Consider the following 20,524-nt stretch of genomic DNA (forward strand, 5'->3'; position numbering starts at 1 on the left):
CCCCTAAGCCAATTGCGCAGAATCTGACTCTTCACTGTGCACGGTACCACCCTCTAGATGTCCCGATTGCATACTAAAGACTCTGTCACAACGAGAGGCTAACGTATTGTCATGAGTGACCATGATTAAGGTCGTACCATGTTGCTTGTTTAACGCAAACAATTGCTCAACAATATTCTGCGCAGTGTGCTGGTCGAGATTACCGGTGGGTTCGTCAGCAAACAATATTTGAGGGCGTAACATAAAAGCTCTTGCTAAGGCCACTCGTTGCTGCTCTCCACCAGAGAGTTGAGATGGAAGGTGGTCTAAACGATTTTCTAGGCCTACGGACGCAAGCAGTTCTTTAGCTCGCTGTTCATCTTCGGCTTCGCCTCTTAACAAACAAGGCAAGGTTACATTCTCCAAAGCGCTTAGGCTTGGGATCAAAAGAAAGCTCTGGAATACAAACCCAATGTACTGACTGCGCAGATCGGCACGCTGTTCATCATCAAGTTCAGACAGCGCATGTCCCAGTAACTCAACCTCGCCCTCACTAGGAACGTCTAATCCTGCCAACAGCGTCATTAGCGTCGATTTACCCGCGCCAGAGGCACCAACAATAGCCACACTTTCTCCGGAATGAATATCCAAATTTACATTCTGCAGGATTGTTAAATGCTCTTGTTTGGTAGAGACTGTTTTAGTAACCGATTGAGCCTTAATTACGGATGTGGTCATGATACGTGTACTTTCCTTTGTTTTTCTATTTTTATCCATAAACGCCAACGCAGCGAGTTTATTGGTCCTCGGCGATAGCCTCAGTGCTGGCTACCAAATGCCTATCGAAAAGGCTTGGCCCACTCTATTGCCTGAAGAGCTATCCGAGCGTGGCCATCAAATGAGAATCATTAACGGTAGCATATCTGGAGATACCACAGGTAATGGTTTAACGAGGCTACCTGCCCTTTTAGACAAACATCGCCCCGATTACGTGCTGATTGAACTTGGTGCTAATGATGGTTTACGAGGCTTCCCCCCTAAACTGATCAAAGATAACCTAACCAAACTAATTGATCTCAGTGAAGAAAGTGGCGCTAAAGTCATTGTTATGCAAATCCAAGTCCCACCCAATTATGGTAGGCGCTATACGCAATCATTTGAACAAGTCTATCCTAGCGTAACTGAAGACAGAGGCGTTGATTTAATTCCATTTTTTCTGGCTGAGATCATCACCGACCCTGATTTGATGATGCAAGATGGCCTGCACCCTAAGGCGAATGCTCAGCCATGGATCGCGGAGTTTGTCGCACTGCAACTGTCGCCATTACTGTAATTGCAGACTTTCTTCTAACACCTGACACTCAACACTTAATACAGAGAGAATTGATTAGATGAAGATTGAACCCATCATCAAAGGCGTCGTTGCTCGCTCTGCTCACCCTGCAGGTTGTGAGCAAGCTATCAAGAATCAGATAAAGTATGTTTCGCGCTCAAAAGCGATAACCCAAGGCCCTAAAAGGGTGTTGATTCTGGGTGGTTCATCAGGCTTTGGGCTGGCTTCACGTATTGCACTTACCTTTGGCGGAGCAAAAGCGGATACCATCGCAGTGTCCTTTGAACGAGGTCCTTCAGAAAAAGGGGTAGGCAGTGCTGGCTGGTACAACAATATCTACTTCAAACAGCAGGCTGAGAAGGCCGGCTCTAAGGCGGTTAACATTATCGGTGATGCGTTCTCTGATAAGGTTAGGCAGCAGGTCATCGACACTATACAACAAGAGCTTAATGGCAAGGTTGATCTTATTGTGTATAGCCTGGCAACCGGTGTTAGGCCAAAACCCAATTCCGATGAAATGTGGCACTCAGCCATCAAACCTATTGGCGAGCCTCTCAAAGGCGCCAGCATAAACTTTGAACACGATTCATGGATTGAATCTGAACTTCCACCAGCAACTGAGAAAGAAATAATAGACACCCAAAAAGTCATGGGTGGCGAAGATTGGGAGAGCTGGGTGGACTTCCTTATTAACCACGATGCTATCGCTCCGCAATGCCAGACTATCGCCTTCTCTTACATTGGACCTGAATGCACCCATGCTATCTATCATCAGGGCACGTTAGGCAGAGCTAAGGTCGATCTTCATCAAACGAGTCACGCATTGAATCTTAAGCTTGCAGCCTTTGATGGTGGCGCGTACGCCAGTGTGTGTAAGGCGCTGGTCACCAAGGCAAGCGTCTTTATTCCTACATTCTCTCCATACGTACTAGCGCTGTACAAGTCGATGAAAGATCAAGGGCTTCACGAAACCTGTATTGAGCAGATGCAGCGCTTATTTAACTCTAAGCTCTACCCCACGCCTATCGTTGATGGCGAACGCTTGATTCGAGTGGATGATTGGGAGCTAAAAGATTCCGTTCAGCAACAAGTCGCCGAGATACTGCCAATGCTTAATGAGGCTAACTTTAAACAACTGGGGGATTACCAGGGGGTTAAAACAGAGTTTATGCAGCTCAATGGTTTTAACATAGACGGGGTCGATTATGATCAAGAATACTCGCTAGAAACGTTAAAATCGCTTATTCCCTAACGGCTCTTTTACCGCAGTTCAATTACTTACGGCTATCAAACTTGGTAGCCGTTTTATGTTTCAAACGAACTGAGTAATTCAGACTATCCTTATACAAGAGAGCGCATCTTGAATAGATGGAGTTTTAAGGCACTCACTTAGTATTCATTGTAAAGGTAACGGATTACGTAATGGCCAGAGTCAACACGCAGAAGCTAGAGGTGCCCGACAAGATCTACGGTTCTTGGCAAGACATGCTTGATATCCTTGCCCAATATGCTCACGTTCCCGTAGCCATGCTCAACCGACTCAATCAAAGTCACTTGGACATCTTCTGTAGCAATCACCATACCGATAACCCCTTCAAAATGGGCGATTCATTTGCCCTAGGTGGACATCACTTTTGCGAAACCACACTGAAGACAGATTCCATTTTGGTGGTTAACGACAGACATAAAGACCCTACTTGGAAAAACATCACCGAGCCACTGGACGACAGCATGGTGTCTTACTTAGGCATTCCATTACATTGGCCAAATGGCACTCCCTTTGGAACCCTGTCCATCTTAGATAGTAAACCCAACAACTTTAAGATTTCCGTTAGAGAGTTACTGTCAGTGTTCAAAGACTCAGTGGAAGCCCAGCTCACTGTTATTTACCAAAACCAAAAGCTGCAACTCATTAACCGAGATCTACAATCGAGAATCCAAAACCGCACCGTAGAACTGGCCAATCTAAGTTATCAACTCGATAAAGAAGCCACTAAGCGAAAGCAACTGGAACGAGAGGTGCATTATCAACAGCACCATGATGTAGGTAGTGGCCTTTTAAATGCAAAGGCATGGGAATTAGAAACTAATCGGATTGTTAATCATGCTGATCTCTACAATCAAGAAGTCGCTGTATTCTACTTGGGCATTAGCAACGGACATCGCATTCAAATCGATATGGGTGCAGAAACCCTAGATCAGATCATTAAGCAATTGAAAGATAAGCTAGGACAACTAAGCCCCCACAAGCAACTTTGTGCCAGGCCTCGCTCAAATGATATTGCTTTTACCCTACTCTCAAACAGTAGCAGCAAGAACTACGACACCATCATTCAGCGGATCATGGACATTACCACTCAGGACTTTGATGTGCCATCCGGCAAGATTCGCTTGCAAGTTTATGTTGGGGTTTCTTTGAGTCACCCACAACACAGCCAACAAAACCTTGCCCTAACCGTTCAAGCCTTTCAAGCGATGCAAAATGCACGAGAATCGGGTAAACGGATTCTGTTTTATGATGATAACCAACTAGACAGAGGCACTCGCTTAAATCGCTTGGAAAGTTATTTCATGGAGTCCATCCGTGATGATGCAATCAAGTTGTTTTACCAACCCCAGATAGCACTTGATAATCGTCAATGGAATAGTGCGAGCACTTCCATTCGCTGGGATCACCCTATCCTTGGCAATGTGTCTGAACTGTCTATCAATCAACTGTGTGACCAACCCGAAATCGCAGACGCCATGTGCCATTTCATTATCAAGAAATCCATACAAATTGCGCAACAATGGCGAGCTATTAAACCGTCCTTTCGAATCGCAGTGAAACTAAACGCGTGTCAGCTGGCATCTCAAGATTTACCCACTCTCCTAGCCAACTGGCTTAAATTGGCACAGTTATCCGGCGACTGCCTGGAGGTTGAGGTCTCAGAGAAACAACTGTTTGCTAATGAAGGATCCTTACAGCCTACACTAGAGCAGCTTTCAGCCTTAGGTGTCCATCTCACTCTGTGTGATTTTGGACACGGGCATGCTTCATTCAGTTATCTAAAGCACAGTCCTTTTAAGCGCATAAAAATCGATAAGTCGTTCACAGATAATCTGCAGCATAGCTCCGAAGACAGAGACTTTTTACATTCACTGATGCAAATCACAACCAAACTCGGCCTTGATACTGTGCTCACGGGTGTTGAAACCAAAGAGCAAGAGCAATGGCTACTGCAGTTTGATACCCCTTATGCAGAGGGAAAAATGTACTATGGTCCTATGACTCGTAGAGACTTTGAACAAACCTTGTGCAGGCAAAGTGAGATTAACCTTCATTAGTCGCTGAAGCTGTGCAATTTTCTAAACATCTATAGCGCAGGATTGTTATAATCGCTAAATGCTTGAAATCTAGGGTTCCAAAATGGATCTGCTCACCGCTAAACTGAAAAAACTCGAAAAACAAAACTATCGCGCCTATCAACAGATAAAGGGAAGCTATGACTTCACGGACTTCACCTTGCACATCGATCAGGTTCAAGGCGACCCTTACGCCTCTGCGTCACGCTTTAGAGCAGTAAGACCTTGGTCAGTGACCGGCTTAGATTTCATTAAAGAGAAGTCGCCCGCTTATCAATTAGCCGCGCGTGATTTCATTGCTCGTAATCTGGCTGAATACGCTAAACAAGACAATGCGATATCGGTAGCAACCACTGGACAGGTGGTGCTGGATAACACTGCAGTATTATTTACCGATGAAGGAATCGAGCTACGTTTTCGCATCAATCTTCCAGCTGATGGTCGCTCCATATTGGCGAAGAAAGCACTCAATATCATTACCTTCTACCTGCCAAAGTACCTGCGTAAGGCCACGCTGTGGAGAGAACTACCGCAGGAGCGCTTTACTCAGCATTGTGAGGTGATAGAAGATCAGTTTGCGCTTCGAGAGCAGTTACAAAAACATGATTTGGTCAGCTTTATTGCCAACGATAGCATTCTACCTCGCCTATCGGGTGAGAGTGATATGCCAATGAAGGATGCGTTGCCAATGCAGTCGCCTACTGAGTTAGCTATCACACTTTCTACGCCAAACCGCGGTGAGATAACGGGTTTAGGCATCAAAAAAGGCATCACTTTGATCGTCGGCGGTGGCTTTCATGGTAAGTCGACCCTACTTAATGCCATAGAAAAGTCCATCTACGACCATATCCCCGGGGATGGGCGTGAGTATTGTGTCACCGATCCGCTAAGTATGAAAATACGCGCTGAAGATGGCCGATGCGTCCATAACCTCAATATTGCAAACTTCATCAATCATCTGCCAATGGGCAAATCCACTACCGATTTTTCTACGCAAGATGCGTCAGGCTCTACCTCACAGGCAGCATGGCTTCAAGAGTCCATCGAATCTGGCGCTAAGAGTCTTTTGATAGATGAAGATACCTCAGCGACCAACTTCATGATTCGTGATGAGCGCATGCAAGCCTTAGTAGCAAAAGAAGCCGAGCCTATTACGCCGTTGGTAGACCGTATTGCCGAGCTTCGTGATAGTGAGGGCATTAGTTCAATTATTGTTATGGGTGGCTCAGGCGACTATCTTGATGAAGCTGACTGCGTTATTCAGATGCACGAATACCAACCGGTGGATGTGTCAGAAAAAGCCAAACAAGTTATTCTGCAGCACCCAACAGAGCGAACTCATGAGCGCGAACAACCTTTGCAAGAGAGTAAGTCACGCTCATTCAATCGTGCATGCTTGCAAACATTACTCGCAGAAGGCAAGTTCCGTGTAGGGGCAAAGGGCACAACCTCTTTGCGTTTTGGCAAAGAGTTTATCGATATCACAGCGCTAGAACAGCTTCAAACATCAAATGAAATTAACGCGATAGGATGGACATGGTTTCAAGTGGCGCAAGTCCCTGGTTGGAGCCAAGACCTACAAGTTGAATTCGAAAACCTTCTCAACAGCGATGATTGGCATGCACTAATGCCAAACAATGGTGATATTGCGAAGCCGAGAATACTGGATTTGCTAGCGACCCTAAACCGTCTGCGCAAAGCTCAGTTTAAACCTGCGAAGTAGCCTCATCATCACAAAGCGCCATTTAGTTTACCGCTAATGGCGCTATTATCATGCTTTATCCCTCTCTTTGTACCTTGCCCGTCCCTGGCCCATATAAAAGTGATAAGAGTACCTTCTAAAGCCTATCATTTTTACACACCACAAAACTTAATAGTTTAGAAAGTACAAATAATAAAGCCCCGCATATGCGAGGCTAAGTGTTTAAATCTAATACCAATCACAGTAAGTAAGTGGTCAGAAATAGCGTAGGAAAAACCCTGGATAACAAGCTAGGATGACCCGTTATTTACTACGATTGGTATAAGTTAGAATTTTTTAACGAATCGCCCTACCAATCCTGGATGATAACTCCAGTTGTGGCTGAAGATATCTAGCAGTTCCGGATTACCATATTTAGATAAGCTAACCGCATGGAATCGATTGTGCCTTGCTTTAAGATCTTCGACCTTGTTGACCATATCCTCAGATTGTCTCGGTGCGATGAAGTCCGATAGAACCACCATATCCGCATTCAAGAATTTGTCGGTGTGCATTAGGTCAATACACTTTTGCAGTACCGGTTCAAAGTCTGTGCCACCATGGAAGGTATAGGACAAGAAGTCACTCGCCTCTCTGAGGCCATCTTTTTTGGTCAGCTCATAGGTAATCTGCTCGGTAGAAAACATGATTACGAAGCAGTCTCTTTGCTCGGCAAGGGCTATCTGCATCAAAGCAAAAGCAATGGCTTTCGCACACTGTTCAGGGAAACCACTCATGGAACCAGAGGCATCCACACAGACAATAAATGGCCCTTTTTCCAACTCAAGTTCACTCGAGTTAGGCAGTTGCGCATTTATCTTGCGTAGTTTTCGGGATTTCCCCTCAGTACGATAACTCATCAAGCGCTTATCCACTAAGTGCTTATAAAAAATGGTTTCAAGTTCAGGGTATGCCAAAAACATGGTTTCGTTCGGCAACATCTTACTTAGATCGTCGCTCTCATGAATCCCCACGATATCATCGGTGGCTTCATTGGACTGCTCTTCCACAAACTGCAGTTCAGCAACAGGTGCTTTCCTCAAGGAAGGGTCGTCTACCTGACTGGCCATACGACCTAATTCGCTCGCAATCTCTTTTAAGCCACTATGCTTACGCAAAAAGCTCGCATATTTGGCCATAGTACTGACATCGGTTCGACTCAATCGAGCTGCAGCCATATCCCATAAACGGCCCAATTGTGCTTCGTCTCCAGCCTCGCCAATCTGTCGCATGTTCTTCATATTTTCCATGCGATTGTACAGATCTTCTAAGAACTTCTGCTTATCCTGCTCGAGTTCGTCCAATTGCATCTGTTTGATTGTGTTGTATATGGATTGATACCACTGATCACAAAAATAGTGCGCAAACATTGGGTTAGGCGTATGTTTTTGTCGCTCAAGGAGTTTCTTCGCCGGACCACAAAATGGGCTCTTTCCTTTAAGCTCACTCACCACAGATTTGATATCTTTATCAAACTGCTCTTCATCCCAATGAATGACCTTTTGATAAAGGGCGAGCTCGGCTTGGATCTGCTCAGATTCAGAGACCTTACTGATACGTTTCTTGACTGAGCCTTTCCACTTTCTTAGGTGGTTTTTAACTGAGGTCTGCATTCCTGGTTTTTCAGAAGACAACATGACCTGACTACGGCCAATAAGATCATTGACCGCGGTTTCTACCATTCCAGAGTCTGCAACGGACATTGCGAGATTTAATGCGTCAGCACCTAGCATCCCGCTCTCCTATTCCGCAAAGAAACCGGCCAAAAAACCGATTCTTTGTGCTGTTTTCTTTGAGGTGATTTGAGCAGAGCTAAGCGCCTCTGAAAGCTGCTGTAGGCTCGACTCCATTGCAGTTGGAAGTTCCGGTTCAATGAAGTTATGTGGCAATGCGCCGTGGAAATCAGAACGAACCTTTGTTAAAAGTAGCTCAGCATTCATTAGGTTATTCACCGCCTCGTTTGCTTGTGCATGCCACAACTGATGCTTCTCAGGATCAAGGCCTTCATTAGTCACCAAGCTCAGCAAAACAGAACGATTAGCGATGTCTTTAATAACGAGATTATTATCCGCATCAAGTGCAAACTTCAATGACATGAGATTTGGATTTTGATTGACGTAACCATAGACATCACCACCACCATGACTAATAGCATTCACAAGATCCGTTTGTGGCACGAAGACATAGCGGGTATCGCCTTTATCGTGCTCAGATACAGACTGGTTGCTTTGCAACAGCACAAGTTTAACTAGGTTACGTGCATTGCCAACACTATGCGGACGCCAGTCATCAAAGTTAGCTTTAAAGTCTTCTTTGCCCTTGCGTAGTAAACCAGTGCCAGGCTCTGACTCTACTTTCATGGTATGACTGGATTCTATCTCTGCTTGAATATCTTCTAGGACCTGACTGCTGTCTTCGATCGTCTGCAGTATTTCACTTTGATTAAACGCATGCTTAAGAGCAAACTCTCGCATCACGTCACGCACTATCAAGCGAGACTCGGGGCTGTTCCATAAGCAGTCTTGAATCAAAATAAGATCAAGGGCGTTGATCTTTTGACGACCGTTAAAAAACGCACTCGCCTTAAGCAGTTTCACCGCTTTTTTCCAACGACGGTCTGACACGTACAGCTCATCTGCACTCAGGGTTTCTTCGGCATCTTTATGGCGTGCTTCAAGCATTGTCTTAAGTTGATACAACTTATCAAACACTTCATCAGACAATGGCATACTGTCGAGTTCATTGAGCCATTGAGTGTACTCTTCATTAGAAATAGTGAGTTCATCGGGTACTTGCGCTTCTTGCGGTGTCCCAACAGTCAGCATGCTATGGAAGTTTTGTTTGTCTTGGATTCGGTTAACGAAGATGCGTACCAACATGCGATCGTACAGAGCTTCTAGGCCACTATCTTGGTCTGGTAATTCGTTTGAAGCAGAAATAAGCAGGCGCATAGGCACCTTCTCGATCTCGCTACCGTTCTTGAATGTTTTCTCGTTGACTACAGTAAGAAGCGTATTCAATATAGCAGGACCCGCTTTCCAGATTTCATCTAAGAATACGACGTTCGCCGTAGGCAAATAGCCCTTGGTTAATCGAACATAACGACCATGGTCTTTCAGATCTTGGATACTAAGGGGACCGAAGACTTCTTCAGGTGTAGAAAAGCGTGTCATTAGGTATTCAAAGTAGCTGCTGCTCTCAAATGCAGAAATTAAGCGCTTGGCGATAAGGCTTTTTGCAATACCCGGAGGTCCTAAAAGGAAAACACTTTCTCCCGATAATGCAGCTAGTAGGCAGAGTTTAATGGTGTGTTCGCGTTCATAAACGCCTTCTGAAAGCACCTTTACAAGTTTGTTGATACGTTCAGAACGCAATGCACGTTGCGCGTGAGAAACACGAGTCGTTTCCATTATTAAAATGCTCCATAGTACAGCGGCTGTTAATTATTTTTATAGTCAGGTTAATTATATGTTACAAACGCAAATTAACTCTAGCTGTTATAACAACTTAACGAGATCTTACTCACACTGCAAACTAAGATTGCAAATATGGTATTTAACCATTTCAATCAATGCGTTAATTTGAGTTTTGAGATGTGATAAAAGGTCAATACGAAAAGTGTGATCTTGTACATAAACGACCTAAAAATAAAGGCAAAAAGAGTAACAAAGAATGCAAAAAATACTGCATAGCTGGAAAAATCTGTCATTAGTTGAAGAAACACTCACTTTGCCAAATGGAGTCGTTACGAACCATACCTCTATTAATCACCCAGGTGCTGTTGTAGTCTTGGCTAAAACGCCATCGGGTAAGCTGCTACTCCTCAATCAATATCGTCCTTCATTAAAGGAATGGCTGCTTGAAATCCCTGCAGGGACATTAGAGCCTGATGAAGACCCTTTAGCGGCTGCAAAACGCGAACTGGAAGAAGAAACCGGCTTTAGCGCGAAAAAATGGCAAAGCCTTGGAAAACTCACCCCAATGGCAGGGTTTTGTAACGAAATCCAATACCTCTACTTTGCAGAAGATTTAACGCTCACTCAAAGGCTTGAGGCCGATACGGACGAAGTCATTGAAGTACTTGAAGTCTCGATCGATGAATTGCTTCAATGGATACAACAAGACAAGATCAGCGATGCTAAAACGATAGCTGCGGTATCTAAAGCGCTACTTAGCGGAACATTAAGTTAAAAGGAATAAATATGGATTTTCGATCCGATACCGTTACACGCCCGACTCAAGCTATGCGAGACGCAATAGCAAACGCTCCGGTTGGAGATGATGTCTACGGAGATGATCCTACAGTCAACGAGCTAGAAGCGTGGGCCGCTAACACCCATGGTTTTGAAGCTGCCCTATTCACCTCATCTGGCACACAAGCGAACCTATTAGGGCTTATGGCGCATTGTGAGCGTGGTGATGAATATCTATGTGGCCAACAAGCTCATAACTACAAATATGAAGCGGGTGGCGCGGCAGTACTGGGGTCGATTCAACCGCAACCAGTAATGAATGAACCCGACGGCACGCTTTGCTTCAAGAAGCTAGAAGCGGTCATTAAGCCAGAAGATTTCCACTTTGCACGCACCAAACTGCTGAGCCTAGAAAACACCATCAACGGTAAGGTTCTGCCTTTATCCTATCTCGCTGAAGCAAGAGAGTTCGTCAATAAACACGGCCTTAAACTTCACTTAGATGGCGCACGAGTCTACAACGCAGCCGTAGCGTTAGATGTTGATATTAATGAGATTGCTAAGCACTTTGATACTATGACTATTTGCTTATCAAAGGGCCTATCTGCGCCTATCGGTTCACTACTATTAGGTGACGCCGTCACAATAAATAAGGCACGCCGCATTCGTAAAATGCTAGGTGGCGGTATGCGCCAAGTGGGTTTACTTGCCGCGGCTGGCAAGCTCGCCCTAACAGAGCAGGTAGCCCAGCTAAAAGTGGATCATGAAAACGCGCAAAAGCTCGTCCACGGTCTCGCTAAATTGCCCGGTTTCTCAGTAAAACCAGAGCTAGTACAAACCAACATTGTGTTTGCCAAGCTCGACCAAGGTGTTGATATCGACAATATCGCTGCGAAGCTAGAAAAGGAAGGCATCACTATCACCCCTAGCAACCCCATCCGCTTTGTCACGCATAAGGATGTGAGCGCCGATGATATTGATGTGTTGCTAGAGAATTTATCTAACTATTTATAAAGACAAGTGGGAGTGACAAATAAGCGTCGTCTCCGAAGTCTTTTATCGGGGGCCTAGTTACCACTGCAGATTCCCGCGAAAGACAACTGGTAATAACGAATAACCGTCGTCCCCAAAATCTTTTATCAGGGACCTAGTTACCACTACAGATTCCCACTAAAGACACGTGGGAATGACGAATCACCGTCGTCCCCAAAATCTTTTATCGGGGGCCTAGTTACCACTGCAGATTCTCACTAAAGACACGTGGGAATGACGAATAACCGTCGTCCCCGAAGTCTTTTATCAGGTACCTAGTTACCACTGCAGATCCCCACTAAAGACAAGTGGGAACAACGAATAACCGTCGTCCCCGAAGTCTTTTATCGGGGACCTAATTATCACTGTAGATTCCCACTAAAAACACGTGGGAATGACGAATAACCGTCGTCCCCGAAGTCTTTTATCGGGGACCTAGTTACCACTGCAGGCCCCCACTAAAGACAAATAGGAATAACGAATCACCGTCGTCCCCGAAGTCTTTTATCGGGGACCTAATTATCACTGTAGATTCCCACTAAAAACACGTGGGAATGACGAATAGCCGTCGTCCCCGAAGTCTTTTATTGGGGACCTAGTTACCACTGCAGATTCCCACTAAAAACACGTGGGAATGACGAATCACCGTCGTCCCCGAAGTCTTGTATCGGGGACCTAGTTATCACTGCAGATTCCCACTAAAGACACGTGGGAATGACGAATAACCGTCGTCCGCAAAGTCTTTTATCGGGGACCTAGTTACCACTGCAGATTCCCACTAAAGACACGTGGGAATGACGAATGACTATCGTCCCCGACGTCTTTTATCGGGGACCTAGTTACCACCGCAGATCACCACTAAAGACATGTGGGGTTGACGAATAACCGTCGTCCCCGAAGTCTTTTATCGGGGACCTAGTTACCACTGCAGATCCCACTAAAGACACGTGGGAATAACAAATAACCGTCGCCCCCGAAGACTTTTATCAGCGGCCTAGTAAACATGGAACTATCAGCCGCGACTCTTACCTCGGTTCTTGTGTACACCCATTTTTGCTTTCATTTTGCGCTTTTCAGCGCTGCGACTGCGGCGGTGACCACCCGTTTCTTCAAGGACTTCAGATTCTGGGCTTGGTTCAAAGCCTGCTAGCCATTCTTGAGGGAGCTTTGCATCAAGCAATCTTTCAATCGCTTCTAGTAAATACTGCTCGTTGTGGCTCATTAAAGATACAGCGTGACCTTTGTTTCCTGCACGTCCACTACGGCCTATTCGGTGTATGTAGTCTTCAGCTTTATACGGCATATCGAAGTTAATCACATGCTCAAGCTCTTTCACGTCAATGCCCCGTGCCGCAACGTCCGTTGCCACCAGCGCCCTCACCTTACCTATTTTAAAGTCATCTAGTGCGCGCTGCCTTGCTCCTTGGCTTTTATCACCATGCAAAGACGCCGCTTTGATTCCGTCCAATTTAAGCTCTTTTGCAACAGACTCAGCCCCTTCTTTCGTGCGGGTAAATACCAGTACCTGTTGCCAGTTTCTCGAGCCAATCAGGTACGAAAGTAGCTCTCGCTTGCGCTTCTTATCTACAGGATAAACAATTTGTTCGACAGCATCAGCGGTTGAGTTTGCAGGGCTGACTTCGACTTCAACAGGATTATCAAGGATCTTATAGGCTAGATTTTTTACGCCTTTTTTGAACGTTGCTGAGAAGAATAACGTTTGGCGATCAGGGCTGAGTTTTTGCAAAATACGTTTAATATCTGGCATAAAGCCCATGTCTAGCATGCGATCAGCTTCATCAAGCACTAGATATTTCGTATGTTGTAGAGTGAGTGTCTTATTAAACAAATGATCCAGTAAACGGCCTGGCGTGGCGATTAAGATGTCACACCCCTTGTTTAGGTTATTCGCCTGCACGCTAAAGCTAGTACCGCCATACACAACCACCGTTTTCACTTCAGTTGGCTCAGCGTATTGCGTAATAGCGTCAAATACCTGCTGAGCTAGCTCTCGTGTTGGCACGAGAACCAATGCCTTTACCTTGCAGGGTGATTGAGTGTTATGAACGCTCACCTGACCCATCAAATTTTGAATAATAGGTAGACCAAATGCTGCGGTTTTACCTGTGCCTGTTTGCGCTGCTGCGAGTACGTCTCGCCCCTCAAGAACATGAGGAATTCCCTCAAGTTGAACGGGGGTAGGAGTGACAAAGTTCAGCTTATCTAGCTGCTCAACGAGAATAGCATCAAGGCCAAGTGCAGCAAATTGTGATGAAGACATAGGTAATTCCGTACTGTTTGGTCATTTTAGGGCGTGAGTCTACTCGAATTTAGTTTCAGTTACAGCCTCTATTACGTCTGGATAAAAATCGATAAACACCTGATCTAATTGTTTATAGTGCTTCTCTAACGTTTCAAAGCAATCGGCTAGCGGTCCCATACGCGGGCTTCGGTTTGACATCCGCGCCAATGCATAACCAATATTATCCAGATCTCTGTAGGAATCTATCCAGCGATTATCCCACATTGAGCTGATCACGCGCTCATATTGTTCAGGCAAAGACGCTTCAACACACAGAGGATGAGTAGCTTGCTGGGCTTGATCGCAAAAGTGTTCTAGGGAGTTTTCATGAAATTTGTCCCAATGATTGGCGAGACAATGATCCCAAAACACATCCAAAGCTATGGGCGAAAAGCGTCTCGTTGCGCCAAATAATGGCTTTATCTCAGCAATTAACGGGTGACTGTCGGTAAAGCTATCAACAAAACGATGTATGCGAATGCCTCGCGTTATTTCTTGAGGGAAACGCCCTTCTGGGTTTCCGCGTACAAAATCTCCGAGAAGATTGCCTAGAAGACTGCTATTGCTTGCATCCGCAAGATGCAGGTGACCTAAGAAATTCATACATTAACTCGCAGAAGTCTTTGCGTCTGACTCTCTAAAGCGTTTTCGATATTCTCGTGGTGAGCATCCAAAATATTTTCTAAACCTATGTGTAAAGTTATAGGGATCATTGTAGCCCAGTCGCTGAGCTATCAAAGCGATTGCCCAGTCTTCATAGCGTAGAAGATCCGTCGCTTTATCCATACGCAGCTGAATAAGCTTACTTCTTGGGGGCATCCCATATAGGGATTTGCACACTCGATTAAGCTGTTCCTGACTAATAAAGCACCTCTCGGCAATCGACTTAACCGTCCAATCATGATGCAGCTGTGCTTCTATATCGTTAAATGTGGTTTGCACTCGAATCGCAGAGCTATACGGCTTTGCTTCAAACCGAGCCAAGATCCGGCTTACCTCACTAATTAAAAGGCGTCGATATGCAGGTCTGCCATTGATCTCCAAGTGAAGTAGGTTCATTAGCGACCATACCTGTTCGCTAGATTCAAACGGCATCACTGCTTGACCCCCGGAGATCAGATCATCCCATTTAGGAAGTTTCTCTAGCAATATCCACACCATCTTCCAGTGGCTGAAGTCTGGGTGCAGCTCAAAACGATAAGGTAAGCCTGCAGGTAACACGGTCAAACTGTACGGTTTGAGCTCTTTGACAAACTCTGGCGTGATTAGCACGCCACTACCTTCTAAGGTCACTAGCAGAGTATGAATGCCAATACCTTCACGCTCGATTTCATAGCCTGCCTCTAGGTCAGCTAAACCAGCCATAAAGTAGCCACTTTCACCGAGCTCAGGAATATCCGTGTTGGTTAGAAACCGTTCTTTACACTTATCGCTTAAATAGACTTTGTCTGACCACTCACTTTTAGGTGAAAAGAGTTGCATGACAGATTTGCACAGGTTTTGGCTTTCTTTGAACATGCCTTTATCCATTCAGTGTGGCTATAGTTACCCTGATTTTCGGGGAGGTTATTATGTCAAGTCAAAAGCAAAATGTTGCAAGTGTGAATTCCATGCCAAATGGTTTTTTCTCTAAGGTTGCACGCCTCGCCGTACCTGTCGCTTTACAAAGTGCGCTAGTGGCTATGTTGCAGCTAGCAGACGTTCTCATGGTAAGTGATTTAGGTAAAGAGGCACCAGCCGCTGTAGGGATCGCCACTAAATGGCATTTTGTCATTATCATGGTCTCTGCGGGTATCGCCACTGCAAACGGCATCCTTGTTGCACAATATTGGGGACGCCGAGACGCAAGCTCTGCCAAAACGGTTAATATGCTAGCGCTGAAGTATGGCACCTGGCTGATGGTTCCGCTCACCTTTATTATTACGGTTTTCTCTGGCTACATTATGCTACTGCAAACCAGTGATCCTGACGTTATAAGCCTAGGTTCCACCTATTTGTGGTACAGCATACCTGTGCTGGTGCTAACACACTGGATCATTGTTGCAGAATCTAGCCTTCGCAGTTCAGGCAATGCAATGCTGCCTCTTTATTTAGGCGCGGCAACGGTCTTCTTAAATATTGGCTTGAATTTTTGGCTAATCAAGGGCGGCATGGGCCTTGAACCTATGGGCGTTGCAGGAGCCGCTTTAGCGACCTCGATTGCACGGATCTTCCAAGTCGTCGCTATCCTTTATGCCCTGTTCAAGATAAACCACTGGTTAATAAAATCAGACGTGTTGCCAAACCCACAAAGGTTAGCAACGTCATTTCGTAAATTGGCGATTCCATCAACCGCTAATACCATCATCTGGGGTATGGGTACCCTATCCTATCAGGTGATATTCGGGCATATGGGCACTACAGAGCTAGCGGTATTCAGTATGCTCGGTCCTTTTGAAGGCTTGTGTTATTCAGCCTTCTTTGGAGTGGCAATTGCGTGTGCGGTTCTCATTGGACAATCTTTGGGCAATGACGAATTCGATGAAGCCCGAAACATGGCAAATTGGTTTATCAAAACGATTTTTGGTTGCTCAGTCGTGCTTGCATTAATGGTCTTTTTGTTCAGAGAGTCTATTTTGGTTGGCCTTAATCTACACCAACCAGAGCTTTATGAACTGGCATCCCCAGCGATTATGGTATTCACCGTATTGCTCGGCATTCGCATGCTTAATATGGTGATTATTGTCGGGATCTTGAAAGCAGGCGGAGAGAACTCGTTCTGTTTGAGGATGGACTTTATCGCAATGTGGATGGTGGGTATTCCATGCCTTGCGTGGGGAGCATTCATCGCAGGATGGAGCTTTGAATATGTTTACGCATTAATGCTCACTGAAGAAATAGTTAAGCTTGCGCTGTGTTTCCACCGGTTCTTGAAGCGCATATGGATAAAGAACCTGACACTCTCACCAGCATAACCTTAGAAATACCACCGCCCATCTTTACGATGGGCGTTTTTAAGCAGAATAGTTATAAACCCTTGTCGTCATAAACAGCTAATCAAACAGCTCAATCACCAACTTATTGTCCTTGATAGCCATACTGGGCTCAGCGGATTTAATTAAAGCCTCTTGAACGACATTACTATCAAGCTTGTAAACGGGCTGCTGCGATAAACCATAGCCAATCATCGACACCGCAGGTTTTAAAAGTTGTTTAATCTCTGGAGCTAAGCGCTGATCGCCCTTCTCGTTAAACTGCTCTAGACGTATCGACTTTAAAAATACCTCACCACTTTGCGCGTCATACTCAGGGACAGCGCTAAATTCTAAATCCAAATCTAGGCTTTGGTTTTGATTTCCCCACATTTGAATGTTTGCCAGGGTACTGGCAAATACGGACACTCGATCCACATCTGCCCGCCCGATTCTTACCTCTAGATCATCCACCGACACTTGAGCATAAAGCAGATTCTCAACGCCTACAGACTGCTCAAAACTCACATTGTCCTGCAGATAGTTGGTCATTTCTTTTTCGGTAATGCTGTAACTAGCACAACCACTCACAAGCAGCCCTAAGCCAACAACACATCCTTGTAGCCATTTTTTAATCATGAACTTGAGCTCTCATAGAGTAATTAAACCTAACTAGAGCTAAGAGTGAAACCTCATTTGAGTCAAGTTTTCTTTCACTCCTCACTCTTGCAACCTCCTAAGACCTCATCCTTTGACTGTTACTAAAAAAGATAAAGTCATTAACATTTACGCAACCAAAGTCACACTCCACAAGAGTTTGTATTGATCCACCTGATTAGACCAGTATATTGTTTGTTACAACCATGCAACATATAGGTGTTATGTATGCACATAGATGAGCTTTTAAATATGGCCGAGCGGTGCGTTTCCGGCAACACGAGCATGGTCGTGTCCCCGCATTGGTCTCAGGGGGATAGCGTGTTTGGCGGACTGACCGCCGCGCTGTTGTTCCACGTAACCTCTCCCCTTGCCACTCTAGGTAGACCCCTTTATTCAGTTAAGACCAATTTTATTAGCTCGCTACTTATCGACCAGCCGTTTACCTTTGAAATAGAGTTGCTACATGAAGATAGTAGACACTCTAAAGTGACAGGGCGCATAGTGCAAAATGACGAGGTTGTAGTGGTTCAACACTCTTGTTTTGGTCAGGAAACAATGGCAAATGCTTCTTTATCGAGTCACCCTCAGCAAACACCAGCGCTACCGTGTGTAGGACAACTTCCCAAGTTCAATGGTCAAGCGACAGATATCACAGCGAGTAACCTTCTTACTTACACTCAACAAGTTGATTTCGCTATAGCGAAATCGCCTCAACCCAGTACCACTAAAGATGTTTCTCATAATCACGGGTGGATGAAGCTAAGAACCTCACCAATGCGAACCACTGGGGCTCATCTTATCTGCCTCATTGACGCATGGCCGACGCACTCGTGCTCAGAAATGAATGCTCCAAAATCCGGTACTATCATGATGTGGAACTTAGAATTTCCCGCTGCCAATCATGAAGATCTAGGTACGCAGTGGTTTGCCTATCAATCAGACATAAGAAAGATGGCTGGAGGTTATGCTCACGTTGAGGCGAATATCTGGAGTGAAGACAATCGACTAGTAGCAATTAGTCGTCAGAGTGTTGATTTAGCAGGTTAAATTTAACGTTTGCACATAGTATTGTTCAAGTATTAGGCAAGTAGCCGCAATGTAAGTTTCAGTTTTATGACGTCTAGGTTAAGCGCGCTACAATACCGGCCCATGAATTAGGAGCGAAGCTAGACGATGCAATTGCAATACTGGAAAAATAATAGAGCTGGGCTGCTCATCTTGGGCGGATTTTTGCTCGCTATCGGACTACTATCAAGCGTAATCCCTAACATCGACTTACTCAGTCCTGAATCAAACTACGTTGGCGCTATCCTTACCTATCTCACCTACTCTGCTGGCTCACAGGGGTTTCTTATTACTTTGGCCTTTTTTGTTGTCATAACTGCGCTCGGCACCGCTAACAAGAAGCAACTCTTGCTATTGATGATCCAGCTAGGTGTTCTATTGGTGCTCTCTTTTGCGGCAAAAACAGCGATGAAAGAGTTAACACAAAGCCCTCGCCCGTATACCGAGGCACTGACCCAGTTAAACCTGGTTGATTCTCCAAGTCGCTTTTACACGCTCGATTTCCCTACACAAAATAGCATCATAGAGCTCGCATCTGAAAAGGTCTCTCACTGGCGAACCATTCACTGGCAGGGTGAAACGGATTATTCGTTTCCATCGGGTCATACTGTATTCGTGGCTTTATGTCTGTTCTTCTTTGGCGGTTTATTCGTGAAACGAAAACAATACCTAATGCTAGGCATTGTTTTCGCTTGGGGTCTCGCGGTCGCCTATAGCCGGTTATGGCTGGGAATGCATCGTCCAGAAGACCTGATCGGCTCAAGCGTAGTCGTTGCTGTTATCGCCACATTGATACCTGCGCCGATATCTATACCTAATCAAGCCAACCGCTCTCAGCCGAACTAGAGTAATCGGACTCTATCTAGATGAGATCCAATGCAGCCTTAAACAGCTGCATATGGATGGGTATAAGGTCGCAATGATCACTGCGATAGCCCCCACCGACTACCGCAGCAACGGGAATGCTGCGCTCCGTTGCAATCTCAAGCATTAATCGATCCCTTTGATAGATAGCCTCAGTGCTAACTTCAAGAAAGCCGAGCTCATCCCCCTCGTGAATATCCACACCTGCGTCATATAAAATAAGATCAGGTCGATAAAGATTCACCGCCATTTCAACCACTGAGGTAAACGAAGCCAAAAATTCCTCGTCTGTAGTTCCCCTCGCCAATGGGACATCGATATCTGAGCTTGGCTTGCGAGCTGGAAAGTTCTTCTCACAATGAAAAGATACTGTCGTAATATCTGGGTTATCAGCACATAAGGTGGCGGTACCATCGCCATGATGCACATCGCTATCAATGATCATGACCGAATCGACATCAGGGTGCTTTAGTGCTTCATTGGCTGCGACCACTAAGTCATTAAACAGGCAAAAACCACTACCGTAGTGCGCATGTGCGTGGTGATAGCCACCGCTAAGGTGTATCGCCACACCCTCTTCAATGGCTTTTTGCGCCGTCATTACGGTTCCAGCCGTTGAGGTCAGCGTTCTTTTAATTAATTGCTCACTCCAGGGAAAACCGATGCGACGCATTTTAAGCGCAGGCAGGCCTCCAGCAACGAGCTGATTGATGTAATCTAAGTCATGACATTGTGAGACAGTGCCTATAGATAAAGGCTCGGGTTGGTAGAAGCACACACGCTCTACGCCTATTCCCCTTTGTCGCAACTCTAGATCCACGGCCTCATACAGCAGCTTATATTTCATGATCGGATAACGATGCCCATCGGGAAGAGGCAGATCTGAATAGATAGGGTGATAAATTAATGGCAGCATCTAAGACTTTGTTTTACCTAGGTCTGTATATTCTTATTGATGTCTCTCACAAAAGAAAGCAAAATGGCGCCCCTTCCTAAGAAGGTGAGCGTTTTTCACATTATTCAACTACGCTCCTACTAGCTTATTTGCAGGCAAATCCG

Annotated in this window: 17 protein-coding genes; 9 read left to right on the forward strand and 8 right to left on the reverse strand. The window is 45.4% G+C overall.

The features are described 5' to 3' along the window. Nucleotides 1-3: 3 nt before the first annotated feature. Complete coding sequence (locus D5I41_RS00405) at nucleotides 4-717, reverse strand: ABC transporter ATP-binding protein (RefSeq protein WP_119007973.1); 714 nt, start codon at nucleotides 715-717, stop codon at nucleotides 4-6. Here D5I41_RS00405 and D5I41_RS00410 point away from each other — a divergent pair. The 4 genes from D5I41_RS00410 to D5I41_RS00425 all read left to right on the forward strand — a co-directional run bounded on the left by D5I41_RS00410 (nucleotide 716) and on the right by D5I41_RS00425 (nucleotide 6,380). Then, nucleotides 716-1,312: an arylesterase gene (locus D5I41_RS00410; protein ID WP_119007974.1), complete on the forward strand. Its 597-nt coding sequence runs from the start codon at nucleotides 716-718 to the stop codon at nucleotides 1,310-1,312. The two genes, D5I41_RS00405 and D5I41_RS00410, sit on opposite strands and share 2 nt — an antisense overlap. A gap of 58 nt (nucleotides 1,313-1,370) precedes the next feature. After that, nucleotides 1,371-2,564, forward strand: a complete 1,194-nt coding sequence (gene fabV / locus D5I41_RS00415) for an enoyl-ACP reductase FabV (RefSeq protein ID WP_119007975.1) — start codon at nucleotides 1,371-1,373, stop codon at nucleotides 2,562-2,564. Between the two features lie 170 nt (nucleotides 2,565-2,734). Next, a complete protein-coding gene (locus D5I41_RS00420) occupies nucleotides 2,735-4,639 on the forward strand; it encodes a sensor domain-containing diguanylate cyclase (RefSeq protein ID WP_119007976.1) in 1,905 nt (634 codons plus the stop codon). A gap of 82 nt (nucleotides 4,640-4,721) precedes the next feature. Further along, nucleotides 4,722-6,380, forward strand: a complete 1,659-nt coding sequence (locus tag D5I41_RS00425; RefSeq protein ID WP_119007977.1) for an ABC-ATPase domain-containing protein — start codon at nucleotides 4,722-4,724, stop codon at nucleotides 6,378-6,380. 305 nt (nucleotides 6,381-6,685) lie between these two features. Here the strand turns inward: D5I41_RS00425 and viaA are convergent, their stop codons facing one another. Further along, complete coding sequence (gene viaA, locus D5I41_RS00430; protein WP_119007978.1) at nucleotides 6,686-8,131, reverse strand: ATPase RavA stimulator ViaA; 1,446 nt, start codon at nucleotides 8,129-8,131, stop codon at nucleotides 6,686-6,688. A 9-nt stretch (nucleotides 8,132-8,140) separates the two neighbouring features. After that, entirely contained in the window at nucleotides 8,141-9,811 is a 1,671-nt protein-coding gene (locus tag D5I41_RS00435) for an ATPase RavA domain-containing protein (RefSeq protein ID WP_371860100.1), read from the reverse strand. 259 nt (nucleotides 9,812-10,070) lie between these two features. Here D5I41_RS00435 and D5I41_RS00440 point away from each other — a divergent pair, with 259 nt between their 5' ends. Together D5I41_RS00440 and ltaE are read left to right on the forward strand one after the other, a co-directional pair. Continuing rightward, nucleotides 10,071-10,589, forward strand: a complete 519-nt coding sequence (locus D5I41_RS00440; RefSeq protein WP_119007980.1) for an NUDIX hydrolase — start codon at nucleotides 10,071-10,073, stop codon at nucleotides 10,587-10,589. Nucleotides 10,590-10,600: 11 nt separating this feature from the next. Further along, a complete protein-coding gene (gene ltaE, locus D5I41_RS00445; RefSeq protein ID WP_119007981.1) occupies nucleotides 10,601-11,605 on the forward strand; it encodes a low-specificity L-threonine aldolase in 1,005 nt (334 codons plus the stop codon). Nucleotides 11,606-12,635: 1,030 nt separating this feature from the next. Here ltaE and D5I41_RS00450 read toward each other — a convergent pair. Genes D5I41_RS00450 through D5I41_RS00460 form a run of 3 tightly spaced genes read right to left on the reverse strand, consistent with a single transcriptional unit; the run spans nucleotide 12,636 to nucleotide 15,443 of the window. Next, a complete protein-coding gene (locus tag D5I41_RS00450) occupies nucleotides 12,636-13,904 on the reverse strand; it encodes a DEAD/DEAH box helicase (protein ID WP_119007982.1) in 1,269 nt (422 codons plus the stop codon). Between the two features lie 39 nt (nucleotides 13,905-13,943). Then, nucleotides 13,944-14,528, reverse strand: coding sequence for an acyl carrier protein phosphodiesterase (locus tag D5I41_RS00455; RefSeq protein ID WP_119007983.1), 585 nt, complete (start codon nucleotides 14,526-14,528; stop codon nucleotides 13,944-13,946). Between the two features lie 3 nt (nucleotides 14,529-14,531). Then, nucleotides 14,532-15,443 (reverse strand): AraC family transcriptional regulator, encoded by a 912-nt coding sequence (locus D5I41_RS00460; protein ID WP_119007984.1) that lies wholly within the window; start codon nucleotides 15,441-15,443, stop codon nucleotides 14,532-14,534. Nucleotides 15,444-15,496: 53 nt separating this feature from the next. On the opposite strand from D5I41_RS00460, the gene D5I41_RS00465 reads away from it, so the two are divergent. Next, a complete protein-coding gene (locus D5I41_RS00465; protein WP_119007985.1) occupies nucleotides 15,497-16,879 on the forward strand; it encodes an MATE family efflux transporter in 1,383 nt (460 codons plus the stop codon). 78 nt (nucleotides 16,880-16,957) lie between these two features. Here D5I41_RS00465 and D5I41_RS00470 read toward each other — a convergent pair whose 3' ends face one another. After that, nucleotides 16,958-17,515: a YceB family lipoprotein gene (locus D5I41_RS00470; protein ID WP_119007986.1), complete on the reverse strand. Its 558-nt coding sequence runs from the start codon at nucleotides 17,513-17,515 to the stop codon at nucleotides 16,958-16,960. A gap of 246 nt (nucleotides 17,516-17,761) precedes the next feature. Between D5I41_RS00470 and D5I41_RS00475 the strand changes: the two genes are divergently transcribed. Both D5I41_RS00475 and D5I41_RS00480 read left to right on the forward strand, forming a co-directional pair. Next, entirely contained in the window at nucleotides 17,762-18,583 is an 822-nt protein-coding gene (locus tag D5I41_RS00475; protein ID WP_119007987.1) for a thioesterase family protein, read from the forward strand. A 126-nt stretch (nucleotides 18,584-18,709) separates the two neighbouring features. Beyond that, a complete protein-coding gene (locus D5I41_RS00480) occupies nucleotides 18,710-19,447 on the forward strand; it encodes a phosphatase PAP2 family protein (RefSeq protein WP_119007988.1) in 738 nt (245 codons plus the stop codon). Between the two features lie 16 nt (nucleotides 19,448-19,463). Here the strand turns inward: D5I41_RS00480 and D5I41_RS00485 are convergent, their stop codons facing one another. Further along, the gene (locus tag D5I41_RS00485) at nucleotides 19,464-20,381 is read right to left on the reverse strand and encodes a histone deacetylase family protein (protein ID WP_119007989.1); all 918 of its coding nucleotides are present in this window, start codon (nucleotides 20,379-20,381) and stop codon (nucleotides 19,464-19,466) included. Nucleotides 20,382-20,524 lie beyond the last annotated feature (143 nt).

It is taken from the genome of Vibrio superstes (assembly GCF_003569005.1).
GTDB lineage: Bacteria > Pseudomonadota > Gammaproteobacteria > Enterobacterales > Vibrionaceae > Vibrio > Vibrio superstes.